Raw genomic sequence first — 18,533 nt, forward strand, 5'->3', positions numbered from 1 at the left:
ATCCCGCAGCGGTGCGGCGATTATAGGAATTGTTTCACATGAAACGCGGCCGGCGCCGCCGCCATTTTTATTGTGCTTTCAAGGCCTTCTCGATCGCAGGCTTCAATACAGCCACGAGGTTCTGCTCGGTGATCGGCCCCACCAGCTTGTAGGCGATGCGGCTGTCTTTCCCCACCACGAAGGTTTCCGGCACCCCATAAACGCCCCAGTCGATGGCCGCGCGCCCATTCGGATCGGCGCCAACAGCAACGAAAGGATTGCCGTAACGGCCGATGAAGCGCCGCGCATTATCGGGTTGATCCTTGTAGTTGATGCCGACGATCTGGAAACGCGTATCTTTCGCGAGTTCGTGTAGCAGCGGCGCCTCGTCATGGCACGGCACGCACCACGACGCCCAGACATTCAGCAGCGTGACCTTGCCCTGGAAAAGCGCCGGGAATATTCCGGGTACCGGCTTGCCGTCCTGCAGCAATCCCTCAACCGCCGGCAATTCAGTCTGCGGCACCTCCCGCCCGATCAGCGCCGACGGAATGCGGTTCGGATCGCCGACGCCGAGCCGGAAGAAGAACAAGGCCGCCAGCGCCAGGAAGGCGACAAGCGGCACCAGCAGAAGCGCGCGTCGTCTGGAGGTTTTTGCTTCAGCGGCTGTCGTCATCGGTCAGCTCTTGCGCTCATTGGAGCGGCGCGTCACGCCCTGCTTCTCCAGAGCCGACAATGTACGCTTCAGGGCGCGGTGGTCGAACACGATCCACCCTACCAGAACGATCAAGATGATGATCGCCGCCGCGTAGGACGACATGATGAAAGCGGCGTGAGGTCCGAGATCCATGCTCAGTGTCCCGGCGCGGCCTGCGCCTGCATGAGCTGCATCGTCCGCACGCGCCGGCGCAGGATTTCATTGCGCATGGCGGCGAGGTGCAAGGTGATGAACAGCAACGTGAAGGCGAGCGCCATGATCAAGAGCGGGATCAGGATTGACGAGTGAATGGTCGGCCCGTCCAGCCGCATGACCGAGGCCGGCTGATGCAGCGTGTTCCAGAACTCGACCGAATATTTGATGATCGGAATGTTTATTGCGCCCACCAGGGTCAGGATTGCGACGACGCGGCCGGCGCGGGTCGGCTCCTCAATCGTGCGCCAGAGCGCAATCACGCCGAGATACATTAAGAACAGTACGAAAACCGAAGTCAGCCGCGCATCCCACACCCAATAGGTGCCCCACATCGGCCGGCCCCAAAGTGAGCCGGAAATCAGGCAGAGCAAGGTGAAAGCCGCCCCGATCGGCGCCGCCGCCTTGGCGGCGACGTCGGCGAGCGGATGCCGCCAGACCAGTGTCCCGAGAGCGGAAATGCTCATCACGGTCCATCCAAACATTGCCAGCCAGGCCGATGGCACGTGCAGGAACATGATCTTCACGGTCGCGCCCTGCTGATAATCATCCGGCGCCAGCGAGCCGAAATAAATGCCGATGCCAAACATGATTGCGGTCACACCGGCCAGCCACGGCAAGGCGCGATCGGTGAACGTCAGAAATCGGGACGGATTGGCAAGATCGATCAGACCCATCGGCACTCCTTACGCCGCGCCTCATGCCTCGGCCCGGTCGCTTCAGCCACACAAAATGTTCGGCGGCAACAAGGCCGGTTCCATGCGAGGCACAGCATGCGATCCTGCCTCTAGTCCTGTCCCTGCCGCAGCGCCAGCGCCGCGGCGAAGGGCCCGAGCACCAGGCTCACCAGGGTCAATGCGCAAAGAATTGTGAAGGGTGTGCCAAAGGGTAAAGGGCCGACGATGGCAGCATTGGACGCGGCGACGCCGAAAATTAGTAGCGGAATGGCGAGCGGCAGCACCAGCACGCTGAGCAGAATGCCGCCGCGGCGCAAGGTCACGGTCAGCCCGGCGCCGATCAGGCCGATAAAGGTCAGCGCCGGCGTTCCCGCGAGCAGGGTTAGCGCCACTGCCGCCGTCGCCGTCAGGTCGAGATTGAGGAACAGGGCGAAAACCGGCGTAGCGATGACCAGCGGCACGCCGGTCGTAATCCAATGCGCGAGCGCCTTTGTGGCGACTGCCAGTTCCAGCGGCGTGCCGCTCATCAGCAGAAGATCAAGCGAACCGTCCTCCAGATCGGCCGAAAGGAGGCGATCCAGCGCCAGAAGGCTGGCCAGCAGTGCTCCGATCCAGAGGATGGCCGGCCCGATTCGCTGCAGCAGCGCGAGATCCGGCCCAATGGCGAATGGCATCAGCGCCACCACGGCGAGAAAAAACAGCACCCCGATCATGGCGCCGCCGCCGACGCGCACGGCGATGCGGAGATCGCGCAGGAATAGAGCCAGCAGCGCTTTCATGCCGGCGCTCCGAGCCGCAATTCGCGGGTATTTTGCAGCGCAAAGCTTTGATGGGTCGCAGCCACGAGGAGGCCGCCAGCCCCAAGATGCCGCTGCATCAGCTCCAGCAACATGGTCTGGGCGCCGGCGTCGAGCGCTGCGGCCGGTTCATCCAGCAACCAGAGAGGCCGCTCGATCGCGACCAGCCTGGCGAGCGACAGTCGCCGCTTCTGGCCGGCGGAGAGATAGCCGGCCGGCAGATCGGCCAGCGATCCGATGCCGACCGTTTCCAGCGCCGACCGCGGCTGCACTTTGCCGCCCAGATAGCTGATCCAGAAGGACAGGTTCTCGAGCACCGTCAGCGACGGTTTAAACGCGTCGAGATGGCCGAGATAATGCGCCTGTTCCGCGATGTCGTGGTCGGGGTGGCCGCCGGTCAATGCGAGGTGGCCGCCTGCAATGCGCAGCAGTCCGGCGATCATGCGCAGCAGCGAGGATTTGCCGGCGCCGTTGCGTCCGGTGAGCAGCAGCCCTTCGCCGGATGCAACCGCGAAACTGACGTCGCGAAAGACCTCGCGTCCGCCACGCCGGCAGATCAGGTCGGATCCGGAAAGTTTAATTGTCCCAGCCACTTAAATTTATCCTGCGTGCCTGCCGGCTTTCTTATGCCGCTTCTGTCACGCTGTTGAAGGCTTTTGTTCATATGGCAGAACAGCAAAAAAGACCCTATAAGCCGCACCTTAGACCGCTTCTTGGCAGATTCCCTGCGCGGCTTGCGCTTGAAATGTAATGCGTTCTCAACGCATTAGATCGAATCGCCCAGCACTCGGACCGGTGAGACAGGAACAGACTCCATGACTTCGCTCGACAGCTTTCGGTGTTGCCGCACGCTCAAGGTGGGCAGCAAGACATATGCCTATTACAGCCTGCCAGTCGCCGAAAAGAATGGGCTTAAGGGCATTTCGCGGCTGCCTTTCTCGATGAAGGTGCTGCTGGAAAATCTGCTCCGCAACGAAGACGGTCGCACGGTCACCAAGGAAGATATTCTGGCGGTCGCGGCCTGGCTGAAGAAGAAATCCTCCGACCGCGAAATCGCTTTCCGTCCCGCGCGAGTGCTCATGCAGGACTTCACCGGCGTGCCGGCGGTGGTCGATCTCGCAGCGATGCGCGACGCCATGAAGCTCCTCGGCGGCGACGCACAAAAGATCAATCCGCTGGTGCCGGTCGATCTCGTCATCGACCACTCGGTGATCGTGAATTTCTTCGGCAACAATTCCGCGTTCAAGCTCAACGTGGAAGAAGAATACAAGCAGAACCAGGAGCGCTACCGCTTCCTGAAATGGGCGCAGAAAGCGTTCAACAATTTCCGCGTGGTGCCGCCCGGCACCGGCATCTGCCATCAGGTCAACCTTGAATACCTGTCGCAGGTGACCTGGGCCGCGAAGACCAAGCTTAAGGTCAACGGCAAGTCCGTCAGCGAAGTCGCTTATCCTGACTCGCTCGTCGGCACCGACTCGCACACCACCATGGTCAACGGTCTTGCGGTGCTCGGCTGGGGTGTCGGCGGCATCGAGGCGGAAGCCGCGATGCTGGGCCAGCCGCTTTCCATGCTGCTGCCGGAAGTGATCGGCTTCAAGCTGAATGGCAAGCTGAAGGAAGGCGTGACTGCGACCGACCTGGTGCTGACCGTCACCGAAATGCTGCGCAAGCGTGGCGTGGTCGGCAAATTCGTGGAGTTCTTCGGCCCTGGCGTGCTCGACTTGTCGATCGCCGACCGCGCCACCATCGGCAATATGGCGCCGGAATATGGCGCGACCTGCGGCTTCTTTCCGGTCGACGAGCAGACCGTCAAGTATCTGCGCGATACCGGCCGCAAGGATGACCGCGTGAAGCTGGCGGCCGCCTATGCCAAGGCGCAGGGCATGTATCTCACCAAGGTGACGAAGGACCCGGTTTTCACCGATGTGCTCAGGCTCGATCTCGGCAAGGTGGAGCCGTCGCTGGCCGGTCCGAAGCGTCCGCAGGATCGTGTGGCGCTCAAGTCGGTGAAGGCCGAATTCGCCGGGGCGATGGACAAGGAATTCAAGAAGGCGGCGGAGATCGGCAAGCGTGTCCCGGTTGAGGGACGCAAGCACGATCTCGGTCATGGCGACGTGGTGATTGCCGCGATCACCTCCTGCACCAACACCTCGAATCCGAGCGTGATGATCGGCGCCGGCCTGTTGGCGCGCAAGGCGGCGGCCAAGGGCCTGACCGTGAAGCCATGGGTGAAGACCTCGCTCGCGCCTGGTTCGCAGGTCGTCGGCGAATATCTCGCCAAGTCCGGCCTGCAGAAGGATCTCGACAAGCTCGGCTTCAATCTCGTCGGTTATGGCTGCACCACCTGCATCGGCAATTCCGGTCCGCTGCCGGAGGAGATTTCCAAGACAATCAGCGAAAATGATGTGGTCGCCGCGGCCGTCCTGTCGGGCAATCGCAACTTCGAAGGCCGCGTGAATCCGGACGTGCGCGCGAACTATCTGGCGTCGCCGCCGCTGGTCGTCGCCTATGCGATTGCCGGCTCGATGCAGGTCGATCTGCTGAAAGACCCGCTCGGCGTCGACAAGAACGGCAAGAAGGTCTTCCTCAAGGACATCTGGCCCACCACAAAGGAAATCAACGCCTTCATCCGCAAGAACGTCACCAAGCAACTCTTCGTCAAGAAATACGCGAATGTGTTCAAGGGCGACGCCAACTGGCGCAAGATCACGGTGTCGGGCGGCCTGACCTACGGGTGGGATGCGAATTCCACTTATGTGCAAAATCCGCCCTATTTCGTGAGCATGCAGCCGCGTCCGGCCGCGCTCGAGGATATCATCGATGCGCGCGTGCTGGGGCTGTTCCTGGATTCGATCACGACCGACCACATCTCGCCGGCGGGTTCGATTAAGCTCAATTCACCGGCCGGAAAATACCTCGTCGATCACAAGGTGAAGCCGGTTGATTTCAATCAATATGGCACGCGGCGCGGCAATCACGAGGTGATGATGCGCGGCACGTTCGCCAATATCCGCATCAAGAACCAGATGGTGCCGGGTGTTGAAGGTGGCGTCACCATTCACTATCCCTCCGGCGAGCAGATGCCGATCTATGACGCGGCCATGCATTACAAGCAGGACAAGGTTCCGCTTGTCGTCTTCGCCGGCAAGGAATACGGCACCGGCTCTTCGCGCGACTGGGCCGCCAAGGGCACGATTCTGCTCGGCGTCCGCGCCGTAATCGCGCAGTCCTTCGAGCGCATCCATCGCTCAAACCTTGTCGGCATGGGCGTGCTGCCGCTGGTGTTTGAGGATGGCACCTCCTGGCAGTCGCTGGGCCTGAAAGGCAGTGAGCGGGTCACGATTCGCGGGGTGCAGGGAGAGCTGAAGCCGCGGCAGAAGCTGACGGCAGAAATCGTGATGGCCGACGGCGAGCTCAAGCGCGTGCCGCTGATCTGCCGCATCGATACGCTCGATGAGCTCGAATACTTCAAGAATGGCGGCATCCTGCACTATGTGCTCCGCCAGCTTGCGGCATGACGGGTGATGCGCTGATCGCCGTTCACGCTGATCAGAATTCCTGAAAGCGATCATTTCAAACGATAATGCCACTCACCGCGAAGTGAGTGGCATGTCGTGGCTGCGCGCCGTAGTGTGCTGGCCGCTCGAACCCGTCTCCAAACGACATCATGGAAAAAGACGTGGGACTTCGCCCATTGGCGCTCTCTTTTTTCGTTTCCGCGGCATGTGCGGCATGCGTGGCATTGCTGCCAGGGCGCGCGGTCGGTGGAGAGGTTCGCGCAGTGGTCGAGTTATTCACCAGTCAGGGCTGTTCGTCCTGCCCTCCCGCCGACAGGCTTCTGGGCGAACTTGCGAAGGATTCGTCCATCGTGACGGTGACCCTGCCGGTCGATTATTGGGATTATCTCGGCTGGAAGGACACGCTTGCCAATTCCCGCTATTCCGCGCGTCAGCGCGCTTATGCGCGCGAGCGCGGCGACCGCGAAGTTGCCACGCCGCAAGTCATTGTGAACGGTGTCAGGGCCGTTGTCGGAAGCGACAGGGTCGCCATCGAACGTGCGATCCAGGCGACGCGGAATACGGCAATGATCGCTCCCGTGTCCGTTGCCGTGGATGGCGACAAGCTGACCGTGAATGTTGCCGCGGCTGAAAACGATCAGAAGGGTGAGGTTTGGCTCTGCGCCATGACGCGAGCGGTGCCGGTGACGATCGGTCGCGGCGAGAATACCGGCCGCTCGATAACCTATCACAATGTCAGCCGCCGCTGGTTGAAAGTCGGCGACTGGAAGGGGAAGGCCGCGACCTGGTCGATTCCATTGAGCGATATCAAGGGCGAAGATGTCGATGCCGCCGCCGCTATCGTGCAGAGCGGCACATCGGAGAAGCCAGGCCCCATGCTGGGTGCAGCTTTCGCCAGCCTGCGCTGACCTCAAGAAAACGATTGGTAAAAAAAATCGGGCCGGCAAATGCCGGCCCGAAGCATTGGGGGATTGAACCGTACTCGGAACTCTACTCAAAACTTTGGCCCGGCTCGTATGAGCCCCGGGGGGCTGGGGGGCTGAGGAATCCGGAACTCTCCGAACCGGGCCTGAACCCTCCATATCGCAGCCCATAGGGGCAAGCGCAGGACCGAATTTGGGCGTTATTATGGTCCGTTTAACGAAGCCGTGAGGGCTTGCACGCTGTTGAGCGTTTGATTTCGTTCAAGTTTTCATCTCACCGCAGAAATGCGTGGCGTGCGCATCGCGCTTGCGGTCGCAGTCCGGCAAGGCGATCATATATTTGTTATGCAAGGAGGCGCCGCATGAGCTTTACGCCCGGCGAGACTGAACCCAGCGCGTTTCGCGGGGGCGAGAACTCGGGCTCCTGGTCCGCCGCCCCCGAACATCAGGTAGCCTTCGATCGGCTGGAGCTGGACCGCATTCTCCGGCTCTACGGCAGAATGGTTGCTGCGGGTGAATGGCGAGATTACGCCATCGACTTTCTAAAAGACCGCGCGGTGTTTTCCATTTTCCGGCGCGCGTCGGAAGTGCCGATCTATCGGATCGAGAAAAATCCGAAGCTGGCGCGCCGCCAGGGCGCCTATAGCGTGATCTCGGCAACGGGATTGATCATGCGGCGCGGTCATGAGCTCGACCGCGTGCTGCGGGTCTTGGACAAGTCGCTGAGTGTGGTTGCGGGGTAGTCAGGGGTTGGTCGTCGCGCCGGGCCCCAGATCGCGTTGCATCAGAACCGAGTCGAGCCAGCGGCCAAACTTGTAGCCGACATTCTCGATCGTCCCAATCATCCGGAAACCCAGCGACCGGTGCAGCTCGATCGATGACATTTGGGCGGAATCGCCGATGACCGCGATCATCTGGCGAAAGCCCCGCTGCTCTGACTCGACAATCAGCCGTTCCAGCAAGGCGCGGCCGATACCGCGGCGTTGGACGTTTGGATTGACATAGATGCTGTCTTCCACGCTCCAACGATAGGCCGGCCGTGTGCGATAGGGTCCGGCATAGGCATAGCCGGCAATCCCGCCGTCATTCTCGGCCACAAGATAGGGAAATCTGCCGTCCAAAAGGCTCTTTTGGCGCTGCGCCATTTCGGCCTCGCTTGGCGGCTCTATCTCGAAGGAAGCGGTCCCGTGCCGGACGGCATGGGCGTAGATTTCGGTAATGGCAGGAATGTCGGCGGGAGTGGCGGGACGGATTTGGATCGGCATGGGGTTTTGCGTGCAGGAGATAAAATCAGTTTAGCAAAAGAAAACGCCCCGGTTCTGCCGGGGCGTTCATGATTGGCATTCCACTTTTGCTGATCGCGCGCTAGCGGCGATCGCCGAAGAGCCGCAGCAACATCAGGAACAGGTTGATGAAGTCGAGATAAAGCGACAGGGCGCCCATCACCGCCTTGCGGCCGGCCACGCTGCCGTCGTCGGAGGCGCTGTACATCTCCTTGATCTTCTGCGTGTCCCAGGCGGTCAGGCCGGCGAAGACCAGGACGCCGACGACCGAAATGATCCAGTCGAGGCCGCTCGATTTCAGGAAGATGTTCACGAGGCTCGCGATGATCACGCCAATTAGGCCCATGATCAGGAAGGAGCCGAAGGCCGACAGGTCGCGCTGCGTCGTGTAGCCATACAGGCTCAGCGCACCGAAGGCGGCGGCCGAGACGAAGAAGACCCGCGTAATCGACGTCGCCGTGAAGGCGAGAAAGATCGTCGCCAGCGAGATGCCGAGAATACCGGCGTAGACGAAGAACAATAGCCGCGCGCTGCCGGCGTCCAGGGTCTGAATGCGGAAGCTGAGGAAGAACACCAGCGCCAGCGGCGCCAGCATCACGACCCACATCAGCCAGCTTCCGAAGAGTGCCTGGCCGAGCGGCGTCAGCCCGACGATCGCGCCAGCCTCGTTGGCTACGGCCGAAAGCTGAAATGTAACCCAGGCTACGACACCAGTGAGCGCCACAGCCGCGGCCATGTAGTTATAGACGCGGATCATGTGTGCGCGCAGGCCGGCATCGATGACGGCGGCGCGATCGGCATAACCGCTACGGGCTGCGACATTCCGGTCAAAATCGGACATCGGAATTCCCTCTTTCAGATGCCCGGACGCTGCCGGGCCAGTTCGGACCCGGATCACACCGGGCGGCCGAGATGGCGCAAATGTAGGGGCAGGACCGGGCATTTTCCAGCCGCCCATATTCTGCCGCCCCGGGCGACCGGCCCGATCTTAACCCTGAGCCAAAAGAAAAAGCCCCGGCGTACCGGGGCTTTCCTGAGCGGCTATCCCGCCAATCGGCCTATTCCTCGCGCTGCCCGAGCAGTTGCAAGAGCAGAGTGAACAGGTTGATGAAGTTCAGGTACAGCGACAGCGCGCCCATGATGGCGGAGCGTTCGGCGGTTTCGCCTTCCAACGCGCCGTAGACGTATTCGTTCTTCAGACGCTGGGTATCCCAGGCGGTGAGGCCGGCAAAAACCAGCACGCCGACGATCGAGACGATGAATTGCAGCGCCGAGCTCGCCAGGAAGAGGTTCACCAGCGAGGCGATGATCACGCCGAACAGGCCCATGATCAGAAATGAGCCAATGCCGCTCAGGTCGCGCTGGGTCGTGTAACCCCACAGGCTCAGCGCGCCGAACGAGGTGGCGGTGATGAAGAACACCCGCACGATCGACGTCTGGGTGTAGATCATGAAGATCGACGCCAGCGAGATGCCGATCAGCGCCGAGAAAACCCAGAACAGCAATTGCGCCACCGGCGGCCGCAGGCGTTCAATGCCGAAGCTCAGCACGAAAACCAAGGCGAGCGGCGCCAGGATGACAGCCCATTTGAGCGGGCTGACAAATAGTGCGTAACCAAGCGGGGTGAGGAACACGCCGCCGCGGATCTGCGCAGGCATTTCGACACCGTTGCGGAGAACCTTTGCAGCCGACGCGGCATCGCCGGTCATCGACAGCATGTAGATGCCGAGAGCGGCGAAACCGGTGATCGCCAGCCCGAGCACCATGTAATTGTAGATGTGAAGCATATAGGCCCGCAGACCTTCGTCGACGACCGCAGTGGTCCTGCTGGTCGCCTGGCCGAAGCGGCTGGCCATCGCATCACGATTCAAGTCCGACATTGCCGAACTCCTGTTTGATTGTTGTCGCCCGCCCGGACGCAAGATCGCATCCGGGCAACCGGATATAAGTTACACTCAATTACGGCAAAACAATCCAGACCCGACGTCGCAGTTTCACTGTATAGCGCGGCTGAATGTCGCGAATTCTACAGATTCCTCAATACCGGGGCGGGCTTTTGGCCCAAGGCGCCATAGGTCCCGACCAGTCCAAACGCAATTGTGACAATGAGGGCGGAACAAGCGGCGATTGCGGCCGGAATGGGGAGCCAGACAAAGGCAAGGTTCATGACCTTGCTGACCACCATCCACGCCGCCACCGACCCTGCGGCCACGCCAACCAGCGCCGTGGCGGCGCCCAGCATGGCATATTCCAGCGCATAGGCGGCAATCAGCCGCCCCCGCGTGGCGCCAAGCGTCTTTAGGATGACGGCGTCATAAACCCGGCTGTGATGGCTGGCCGCCAGCGCGCCGGCGAGCACCAACACCGCTGCCAGCAGCGTGACCACGCTGGCGCCGCGAATGGCTAAAATAAGATTCGAAACCACCGAACCGACCGTATCGAGCGCATCCTTCACCCGCACGGTGGTCACCGTCGGGAAGTCGCGGGCGATATCCTTCAGCAACGCTGTTTCCTCTTGCAGGGTCGAATCGCGCGGATAGGTGAGCGTCGCAATATGTGTATGCGGGGCGCCGTGGAAGGCGCCGGGCGAATAGACCAGCACAAAATTGATGCCAAGATTCTGCCAGTCGACTTCACGCAGATTGGCGACGGTGGCGGTGATGTTGCGGCCGAGCACATTGACCGTGACCGGGTCGCCGATCTTGAGGTCAAGTCCCTTGGCAATCCTCTTCTCAAAAGACAGGAGCGGCGGGCCCTGATAGTCCGCGCCCCACCATTTGCCTTCGACGACACGCGAGCCGAGCGGAATGTTTCCGTCATAGGTGATGCCGCGATCGCTCTGCAGAACCCAGGCTGCATGGGGCGGCGGTTTCAAGTCTTCCGCCTTGACGCCGTTTGCGGCGACGATGCGCCCGCGCAGCATGGGTACGCGTTCGAGCTTCGCATCCGGCGCGCGGGATCTAATGAAGCTGTCGAAACGCTCGGCGTCGGCCGACTGGATGTCGACGAAATAGAAGGCGGGGGATTTGTCGGGCAGGGCCTGCTGGAACTGGCGCCGCAGATTGCCGTCGATCTGGACCACCGTGACCAGCAAGGCGACGCCAAGCCCCAGCGACAGGACGATGGTGGAGGTGAGCGCGCCAGGGCGGTGGATGTTGGCGACGGCCAGCCGCAGGACCGTGCTGCGTGCCCGTGGCGCACGCTTCGCCGTCCACATGATCAGCGCGGCGATCATGCGCAGGGCAACGAATGTCGTCGCCGCCGAGCCAACGAAAATCGCAGCGATGCGGCGATCATAAGCCAGCATGACCGCAAGCCCGGCGAGAAGGAGCGCAACGGCGGCGGTCGCAACCACATAGATCGTCCGCGGCCAGCGGTTGTCGGACGCAACTTCCTCGCGGAACAGCGCCGACACCGGAATGTCGTGCGCTCGCCCGAGCGGCCACAATGCAAAAGCCAGCGCCGTCATGAGCCCGTAAAGCAGCGCCAGGCCGAGTTGCAGCGGCTGCAGCGCCGGGTCGATGGGCAGCGGCAGGATGCCGCCGAAGACGCGTGCGATGGCGAAGGGCAGCGCGGCGCCAAGCGCGAGACCGATACAGGCGCCGGCCGCGGACAAGAGCAAAACCTGCGTCAGATAGAGCGAGAAAATGCGGCCGCCGGTCGCGCCCAGCGCTTTCATTGCCGCGATGCTATTGCGCCTGCGGGCGAGGTGACCTTTCACCGCATTGGCGACGCCGACCCCACCCACCAGCAGCGCGGTCAGTCCGACCAGCGTCAGATATTGGGTGAAGCGCTCGACATTGCGTTCGAGTTGCGGGGACGCGTTGTTCCGGGTGCGGATATCCCAGCCGGCATCGGGGAATTGTTTCTCTGCCGCCGCAACAAGGGCGTCGGTGGCGCGATCGCCTGTGTCATTCTCTGGCATTCGCACGCGATAGTGCCAGCGCACCAGACTTCCCGGCTGCAACAGGCCTGTGGCGCGGAGTGCCGTCTCGCTCAGCAGCAGGCGCGGCCCAAATCCAATGCCGCCGGCCAGCTTGTCGGGCTCGGTGCGGATTACGGCGCGAATTTCGACGCGCGCTGTTCCGACCGTGATCTCCTCGCCTGGCTTGAGATCAAGGCGTATCAATAAAGCCGGGTCGGCGGCGGCGCCGAAGGCGCCATTGCGTTCCGCCAGCGCGGTGTCGAGCGGCACGGCCGGATCCAGACCGGCATTGCCGTAAAGTGGATAAGCGGAATCGACCGCCTTCACCTCAACCAGGGCGCTGCGTTCGCCGGAGGCGCGCGCCATGGCGCGCATGGTTGCCGCGGTCGAAAGCTGTCCGCGGCTTGCGAGGAATGCGCGCTCTTCTGCATTAGCTTCGCGCTGGATCAGCGAGAAGGACACGTCGCCCCCGAGTATTGTGCGGCCTTCGCGGACAAGGCCGCCGGTCAGGCTTTCGGAGAACGATCCGACACCCGCAATCGCCATGACGCCAAGCGCAATACAGGCGATAAAGACATAGAAGCCGCGCAATCCGCCGCGCAACTCGCGCAGCGCGAAACGCAGCGGCAGGAAATGCAATGCGCGCTGCGGTGCGGCAGGAGAAACGCTGGCGCTCATGCCTGCACAGCCTTGATGGCAGGCGTGTCGTCGATGCGACCCGAACGCATCCGCACCACGCGGTCGCAACGCGCCGCAAGGCCGGGATCGTGCGTCACCAGCACCAGTGTCGTTCCACGTGTGCGGTGCCCCGCGAAGAGCAATTCGATCACCTGCTGGCCGGTCGTCTCGTCGAGATTTCCGGTCGGCTCGTCGGCCACCAGAATCGAAGGATTGGGCGCCAGCGCGCGGGCCAGTGCGACGCGCTGCTGTTCGCCGCCGGACAACTGCGCCGGGTAGTGATGCAAACGCTCCTTCAACCCGACGATCGCCAATTCTTCTTCCGCGCGGGCATAGGCGTCACCGGCGCCGGCGAGTTCGAGCGGGACCGCGACATTCTCGATCGCCGTCATGGTCGGAATGAGGTGAAAGGATTGAAACACGATCCCGACATTGCCGCCGCGGAAACGGGCCAGGGCATCCTCGTCGAGCCGCGTCAAATCCTGACCGGCGACGACGATCGTTCCACTGTCGGCGCGCTCCAGGCCGGCCAGGACCATGAGCAAGGTGGACTTGCCCGAGCCGGACGGTCCGACCATTCCGATTGCCTCGCCCCGTCCTATATGCAGATCGATGTCCTTGAGAATATGCACACGGGCGGCGCCGCGGCCGAGCGACAGATTGACGTTCCGCAGGGAAATGGCCGATTCCCGAATGGGACTGGAATGATGCATGGTGCCGTTGTGTCGACGGGGATTGTGATCAAAAAGAGCCTGCCCGCTCATATGGGAAGATTTCACGAATGGTCCATAAATTGATCGTGACCGCGGTGGTTCTTGTGAGCTTGTTTGCGCTGCCGGCAAGCGACCTGCAGGCCTTGGCCGCCGAGCGCCCGCTAAGGATTGTCGCGCTCGGAGATTCGCTGACGGCGGGCTACGGGTTGTCGGCGCAGGATTCATTTCCGGCGCAGCTCGAACGCGCGCTGAAGGCGAAAGGCCATGCCGTCGAGATCGAGAATGCCGGCGTGTCGGGCGACACCGCGTCCGGTGGTCTGGCGCGGCTCGACTGGGCGGTGCCTGACGGTACCGACGCCGTCATCGTTGAACTTGGCGCCAACGACATGCTGCGGGGCGTCGATCCGAAAACGACGCGCGCCGCGCTCGATAATCTGCTTGGCCGGCTGAAGCAGCGCGGCGTCGAAGTTCTGTTCGCAGGCATGCGTGCGGCGCCGAATCTCGGTGCCGAATACGGACATGCTTTTGAAAAACTTTTTGCCGATCTCGCCGCCAAATACGATGTGGTTTACTATCCGTTCTTTCTGGATGGCATCGCGGCCCAGACCAAACTGGCGCTGCGCGACGGCATGCACCCGAACGTAGACGGCGTAAAAGAAATTGTGACAGGCATATTACCGAAGGCGGAAGAATTGATTGCACGCATCAAGGCGAAACAAAACGGCTGAAGGCCTTGCGCCGCTGGACCGAATCCTTTTCAGTCTGGAGAGCGCTTTCACGGTTTAACGGAGGTGTCTCGATGCCACGCATTTTCACTGGGCTCGAGATTCCCGCCGAGGTTGGACAGAGCCTGTCCCTCTTCCGCGGCGGATTGCCGGGCGCACGCTGGATCGATCCGGAAAACTATCATCTCACGTTGCGGTTTATCGGCGATGTCGACGATTCCATTGCGCATGAGGTAGCGTCGCTGCTGCACCGGGTGAATCGCCAGCCGTTCGATTTGCGGTTCGATGGATTGTCGTCTTTCGGCGGAAGAAAACCACGTGCGCTGATCGCGACCGTTGCGCCGTCGCCGCCGCTTCTGGAATTGCAGGCCGAACACGAACGCCTGATACAACGCATCGGCCTCGCTCCCGAGGGGCGCAAATACACGCCGCATGTGACGCTGGCGCGCCTGCGCGACACGTCGAACCGACAGGTGGCAGACTATCTCGCCGCGCGTGGCTATTTTCCGCCGCTGCCGTTTCGTGCAGAGCGTTTCATGCTGTATTCGTCCCGCGCCTCGATCGGCGGCGGGCCGTATGTGATCGAGGCGGAATTTCCGCTACAGCGCGATCAGGAGGAACGCAGCCGTCAGGCGCTGCGCGCCATCTGATATTCGGGATGTCCCGGCATCACTTCGACGCCGCAAAAATGAATTTCGGTGAAGTGGTGCTTGCGCGCTTCTTCCGCCGCACACGAGATCAGTGACTGCATCAGCGCATGCGATTGAAAGCCTTGTTCCGCGGTGACCACCGCCTGCGCGCGCTGCGCATTGCGGTCGGGGATGATCTCGACGCCGGCACGCTGTGTGCCGTCGATATAGGCGGCGACCAGAATAGCGCGCTGCGACATCAGCCGCAGGCAATGCGCATCGATGGCACGGTCATCGTTGCCGCTGGCGAAATGCAGGCAGCGATCGAGATAGTGCAAACGCAATAGATGCGCATGATGATCCTCGATGCGGCCGAGGCCGGCGATCTGAATGCCGATGGTATGGCTGCTCATGGCGTCCCCGCATAGTCCCTGTCGCGATGTTAGGCTCGAAGTGGTACCGGGGAGTTAACGTCAGCCCGGCTTCAGCATCTGCGATTGGGCGTCGAGAAAAGCGGCGGCGACGCCCTGGCTGTCATCGATCATTTCACGCATCAGCGACAACGGTGTCGGACGCGTGGTTTCGAGTTCGCCGACCGCCCCGTCGAAATCGAAGGACAGTTCGGCGTCGAATTTGCGCGCAAGCTGCTGCATGCGTTTGTTGTCGGCGAGGCAGGTCAGATGCAGAAATTTTACGCCGCGATTGCGCGCGGCAAGCAAGATGCGCTCCAGAAGCTCCGATCCGACCCCGTAGCTCTGCCAGGGCGCTTCGACGCTGAATGCGGCTTCCGCTTCCCGGCTCAGCAGCCGCAAGCCGAAAATGCGCAATTCGGCGGCGCCGCGCAGGACGCCGTCGACGAAGAAGCCATACAACACCGCATCGAAGCCCTTCGTGCCTTCCACGTGATTGCGAATATGCTGATCTGAGACACTGCCGCCGAAGCGCCGTCGGCGGCTCTCCTCATCGAGGCGCAGTAAATGATCCCGGTATTTCCGGGTTTCGCCCGGCCACAATTTTCGGATGACACCGTTGCCAGAAATCAATTCGTGCATCTCAGGTCTCCAGACAACATGTTGGAAAGACCTCCGGCCATCTCCTCCTGAGAGACGGGCGGGTCGCAATGGACCCGCACGATTCAGCCAGTGCATTTAATGCTGCGATGCAACATTTTTTAGACCGAACCAAGGCTAAACAGGAGAAAATCAAGGTCAAATTATTGATAACACAGTTAAAAATCTGTGTATTAACTCTATGTCGGCTAAGCTTGCTGCAGCTTGCGTTGCGGCTATCACGGGGTCTATGGCTGGCCGACAGTCTCCCGTCTATCCCGCAGCCGATCTCCCGAAATGTTCGACACTGTCAGCGCCCGCTACGCCGCCCTGGTGGCCGAGGGCCGCATCGAGTCTGATCCGGCGCAGGAGCATGCGGTGCGGCGGCTCGCGGCGCTGGAAACGCGAATTGCGCAGCACCGTCTCGCACGTAAATCATCGTCGCTCGGCTGGCTGTTCGGCAAGCGTGACAAGCCTTCCGGGACCAAGGGACTTTACATTCACGGCAGAGTGGGCCGCGGCAAGACCATGCTGATGGATCTCTTCTTCGAGACATCGCCGGTCGCGCGCAAGCACCGTGGACATTTCCATGAATTCATGTCCGATGTGCATGAGCGCGTGCACGATTTCCGCTCACGCCAGAAGAACGGCGACAAGAATGGCGAGGACGCCATCCTGTTGGCGGCGTCCGCCATCGCAGAGGAATCATGGTTGCTGTGTTTTGACGAGTTTCACGTGACCGACATCGCCGATGCGATGATTCTGGGGCGGTTATTTACTCGGCTGTTCGAGCGCGGCGTCGTAGTGGTGGCGACATCGAATGTGGCGCCGCAGGATTTGTACAAGAACGGGCTGAACCGTTCTCTGTTTCTGCCTTTCATCGCGGGGCTTGAGGCGCATATGGACGTGTTGGCCCTCGATGCGCGCACGGATTACCGGCTGGAAAAGCTGGTGCGCGGCAAAGTCTGGCACGTGCCGGCTGACAAGGAGGCCGATGCCGCGCTCGACGCCGCCTGGTCGCGGATCACGCTGGGCCATGACGGCGCGCCGCTCGATCTGACAGTGAAGGGACACAGGGTCCATATTCCGCGTGCCGCGCACGGCGCCGCACGCTTCTCGTTTCAGGAACTATGCGGGCAGCCGCTTGGTGCGGCGGATTATCTGCGGATCGCCCATGAATTTCATACGCTGGTCATCGACCATGTCCCGATCATGGATTTCGCCCGGCGCAACGAGGCCAAGCGTTTCATCACGCTGATCGATACGCTCTACGACAACGCGGTGAAGCTGATCGCCTCAGCGAAGGCGCCGCCGCACAAGCTTTACATCGCCGACGAAGGGGTGGAGGCGATGGAATTCGAGCGCACCGCTTCGCGCCTGATCGAGATGGGCTCGCAAAGTTATCTTGCGCTCCCGCACGGCAAGCTCGACGGCGAGGAAGCGGCCGCCCGCATCGTCCAGACGTAAGTTTTTTGAGGGGGCCTGGCGAACAGCAGCCGGATGCACCCACCAGTTCTCGTCCGTCAAAATTGTCTTCGCTCTCGGCAAAAGGGTCTTGGCAAGAAGCGAGGGCGCTGGAATAATGTATTCCAAGGGAGCGAGAACGCGGCCGCAGAAATCAGCCAAAGGCCTTCTTGTCGATAGCCGCGCGAAGGGCTAACCACCGCGCGGCCGCGATTTTGCGGCAGTTCCATTCGAGGGTTTCTTCCACATGGCGCGTCCCAAGATTGCATTGATCGGCTCCGGCCAGATCGGCGGCACGCTCGCTCATCTCATCGGACTGAAAGAACTCGGCGACGTCGTCATGTTCGACATTGCCGAAGGCATCCCGCAGGGCAAATCGCTCGATCTGGCGCAGTCGTCGCCGGTCGACGGCTTCGATTCCCGGCTGTCCGGCACGAATTCCTATGACGCCATCGAGGGGGCCTCGGTCTGCATCGTCACCGCCGGCGTACCGCGCAAGCCGGGGATGAGCCGGGACGACCTTCTGGGCATCAATCTCAAGGTGATGGAGCAGGTTGGCGCCGGCATCAAGAAATACGCCCCCAACGCCTTCGTGATCTGCATCACCAACCCGCTCGACGCCATGGTCTGGGCGCTGCAGAAATATTGCGGGCTGCCCAAGAACATGGTCGTGGGCATGGCCGGCGTGCTCGATTCCGCGCGCTTCCGCTATTTCCTCGCCGACGAATTCAACGTCTCGGTCGAGGATGTCACCGCTTTCGTGCTCGGCGGCCACGGCGACACTATGGTGCCGCTGGTGCGCTACTCGACCGTTGCCGGCATTCCGCTGCCGGACCTCGTGAAAATGGGCTGGACCACCGAGAAGCGCCTTGACGAGATCGTCACGCGCACCCGCAATGGCGGCGCCGAGATCGTCAACCTGCTGAAGACCGGTTCGGCTTTCTACGCGCCAGCGACCTCGGCGATCGCGATGGCGGAAAGCTATCTCAAGGACAAGAAGCGCGTGCTGCCTTGCGCGGCCTATATCAACGGCGATTACGGCGTGAAGGATCTGTATGTCGGCGTACCGGTGGTGATTGGCGCCAAGGGCGTAGAGCGTGTGGTCGAGATCGAACTGACCTCGTCCGAGCGCGACATGTTCAACAAGTCGGCGGAATCGGTGCAGACGCTGGTCGAGGCCTGCAAGAAAATCGCGCCGGATCTCGGAAAGTAGACGAAGCGTGTGTGTGACGCGGCCGGCTACCGCCGGCCGCCGGAGGGGAC

The 18,533-nt window shown here is 61.7% G+C and carries 19 protein-coding genes; 7 read left to right on the plus strand and 12 right to left on the minus strand.

The window, feature by feature from the left end; translation table 11 throughout:
• Nucleotides 1-67: 67 nt before the first annotated feature.
• The 5 genes from RO009_09730 to ccmA all read right to left on the minus strand — a co-directional run bounded on the left by RO009_09730 (nucleotide 68) and on the right by ccmA (nucleotide 2,944).
• Complete coding sequence (locus RO009_09730; GenBank protein ID MDT3685308.1) at nucleotides 68-655, minus strand: DsbE family thiol:disulfide interchange protein; 588 nt, start codon at nucleotides 653-655, stop codon at nucleotides 68-70.
• A gap of 3 nt (nucleotides 656-658) precedes the next feature.
• Nucleotides 659-829 (minus strand): heme exporter protein CcmD, encoded by a 171-nt coding sequence (ccmD, locus tag RO009_09735; GenBank protein MDT3685309.1) that lies wholly within the window; start codon nucleotides 827-829, stop codon nucleotides 659-661.
• 2 nt (nucleotides 830-831) lie between these two features.
• A complete protein-coding gene (locus RO009_09740; protein MDT3685310.1) occupies nucleotides 832-1,566 on the minus strand; it encodes a heme ABC transporter permease in 735 nt (244 codons plus the stop codon).
• 110 nt (nucleotides 1,567-1,676) lie between these two features.
• Complete coding sequence (gene ccmB, locus RO009_09745) at nucleotides 1,677-2,345, minus strand: heme exporter protein CcmB (GenBank protein MDT3685311.1); 669 nt, start codon at nucleotides 2,343-2,345, stop codon at nucleotides 1,677-1,679.
• A complete protein-coding gene (ccmA, locus tag RO009_09750) occupies nucleotides 2,342-2,944 on the minus strand; it encodes a heme ABC exporter ATP-binding protein CcmA (GenBank protein ID MDT3685312.1) in 603 nt (200 codons plus the stop codon). The genes ccmB and ccmA overlap by 4 nt, the downstream gene beginning before the upstream one ends.
• Before the next feature lie 234 nt (nucleotides 2,945-3,178).
• Between ccmA and acnA the strand changes: the two genes are divergently transcribed.
• The 3 genes from acnA (at nucleotide 3,179) to RO009_09765 (ending at nucleotide 7,547) form a co-directional block, all read left to right on the plus strand.
• Nucleotides 3,179-5,881: an aconitate hydratase AcnA gene (acnA, locus tag RO009_09755; protein MDT3685313.1), complete on the plus strand. Its 2,703-nt coding sequence runs from the start codon at nucleotides 3,179-3,181 to the stop codon at nucleotides 5,879-5,881.
• 149 nt (nucleotides 5,882-6,030) lie between these two features.
• Nucleotides 6,031-6,789, plus strand: coding sequence for a DUF1223 domain-containing protein (locus RO009_09760; GenBank protein MDT3685314.1), 759 nt, complete (start codon nucleotides 6,031-6,033; stop codon nucleotides 6,787-6,789).
• 377 nt (nucleotides 6,790-7,166) lie between these two features.
• Nucleotides 7,167-7,547: a DUF2794 domain-containing protein gene (locus tag RO009_09765; protein ID MDT3685315.1), complete on the plus strand. Its 381-nt coding sequence runs from the start codon at nucleotides 7,167-7,169 to the stop codon at nucleotides 7,545-7,547.
• Here the strand turns inward: RO009_09765 and RO009_09770 are convergent, their stop codons facing one another.
• The 5 genes from RO009_09770 to RO009_09790 form a co-directional block, all read right to left on the minus strand.
• On the minus strand, nucleotides 7,548-8,069 hold the full coding sequence (locus RO009_09770; GenBank protein MDT3685316.1) for a GNAT family N-acetyltransferase: 522 nt from the start codon (nucleotides 8,067-8,069) through the stop codon (nucleotides 7,548-7,550).
• 100 nt (nucleotides 8,070-8,169) lie between these two features.
• Nucleotides 8,170-8,928, minus strand: a complete 759-nt coding sequence (locus RO009_09775) for a Bax inhibitor-1/YccA family protein (protein MDT3685317.1) — start codon at nucleotides 8,926-8,928, stop codon at nucleotides 8,170-8,172.
• A 217-nt stretch (nucleotides 8,929-9,145) separates the two neighbouring features.
• A complete protein-coding gene (locus RO009_09780) occupies nucleotides 9,146-9,967 on the minus strand; it encodes a Bax inhibitor-1/YccA family protein (protein MDT3685318.1) in 822 nt (273 codons plus the stop codon).
• A 146-nt stretch (nucleotides 9,968-10,113) separates the two neighbouring features.
• Nucleotides 10,114-12,690, minus strand: coding sequence for an ABC transporter permease (locus tag RO009_09785; protein MDT3685319.1), 2,577 nt, complete (start codon nucleotides 12,688-12,690; stop codon nucleotides 10,114-10,116).
• A complete protein-coding gene (locus RO009_09790; GenBank protein ID MDT3685320.1) occupies nucleotides 12,687-13,403 on the minus strand; it encodes an ABC transporter ATP-binding protein in 717 nt (238 codons plus the stop codon). The genes RO009_09785 and RO009_09790 overlap by 4 nt, the downstream gene beginning before the upstream one ends.
• A gap of 68 nt (nucleotides 13,404-13,471) precedes the next feature.
• Between RO009_09790 and RO009_09795 the strand changes: the two genes are divergently transcribed.
• The gene (locus RO009_09795; protein ID MDT3685321.1) at nucleotides 13,472-14,131 is read left to right on the plus strand and encodes an arylesterase; all 660 of its coding nucleotides are present in this window, start codon (nucleotides 13,472-13,474) and stop codon (nucleotides 14,129-14,131) included.
• Between the two features lie 71 nt (nucleotides 14,132-14,202).
• Nucleotides 14,203-14,778, plus strand: coding sequence for an RNA 2',3'-cyclic phosphodiesterase (thpR, locus tag RO009_09800; protein MDT3685322.1), 576 nt, complete (start codon nucleotides 14,203-14,205; stop codon nucleotides 14,776-14,778).
• On the opposite strand, the gene RO009_09805 is transcribed toward thpR, so the two are convergent.
• Complete coding sequence (locus tag RO009_09805) at nucleotides 14,757-15,170, minus strand: hypothetical protein (GenBank protein MDT3685323.1); 414 nt, start codon at nucleotides 15,168-15,170, stop codon at nucleotides 14,757-14,759. The two genes, thpR and RO009_09805, sit on opposite strands and share 22 nt — an antisense overlap.
• Before the next feature lie 60 nt (nucleotides 15,171-15,230).
• On the minus strand, nucleotides 15,231-15,809 hold the full coding sequence (locus RO009_09810) for a GNAT family N-acetyltransferase (GenBank protein MDT3685324.1): 579 nt from the start codon (nucleotides 15,807-15,809) through the stop codon (nucleotides 15,231-15,233).
• 294 nt (nucleotides 15,810-16,103) lie between these two features.
• Here RO009_09810 and zapE point away from each other — a divergent pair, with 294 nt between their 5' ends.
• Entirely contained in the window at nucleotides 16,104-17,273 is a 1,170-nt protein-coding gene (gene zapE, locus RO009_09815) for a cell division protein ZapE (GenBank protein ID MDT3685325.1), read from the plus strand.
• A 244-nt stretch (nucleotides 17,274-17,517) separates the two neighbouring features.
• Complete coding sequence (gene mdh, locus RO009_09820) at nucleotides 17,518-18,483, plus strand: malate dehydrogenase (GenBank protein ID MDT3685326.1); 966 nt, start codon at nucleotides 17,518-17,520, stop codon at nucleotides 18,481-18,483.
• Nucleotides 18,484-18,533: the final 50 nt, after the last annotated feature.

It is taken from the genome of Pseudorhodoplanes sp. (assembly GCA_032027085.1).
In the GTDB taxonomy this organism is placed as follows: domain Bacteria; phylum Pseudomonadota; class Alphaproteobacteria; order Rhizobiales; family Xanthobacteraceae; genus Pseudorhodoplanes.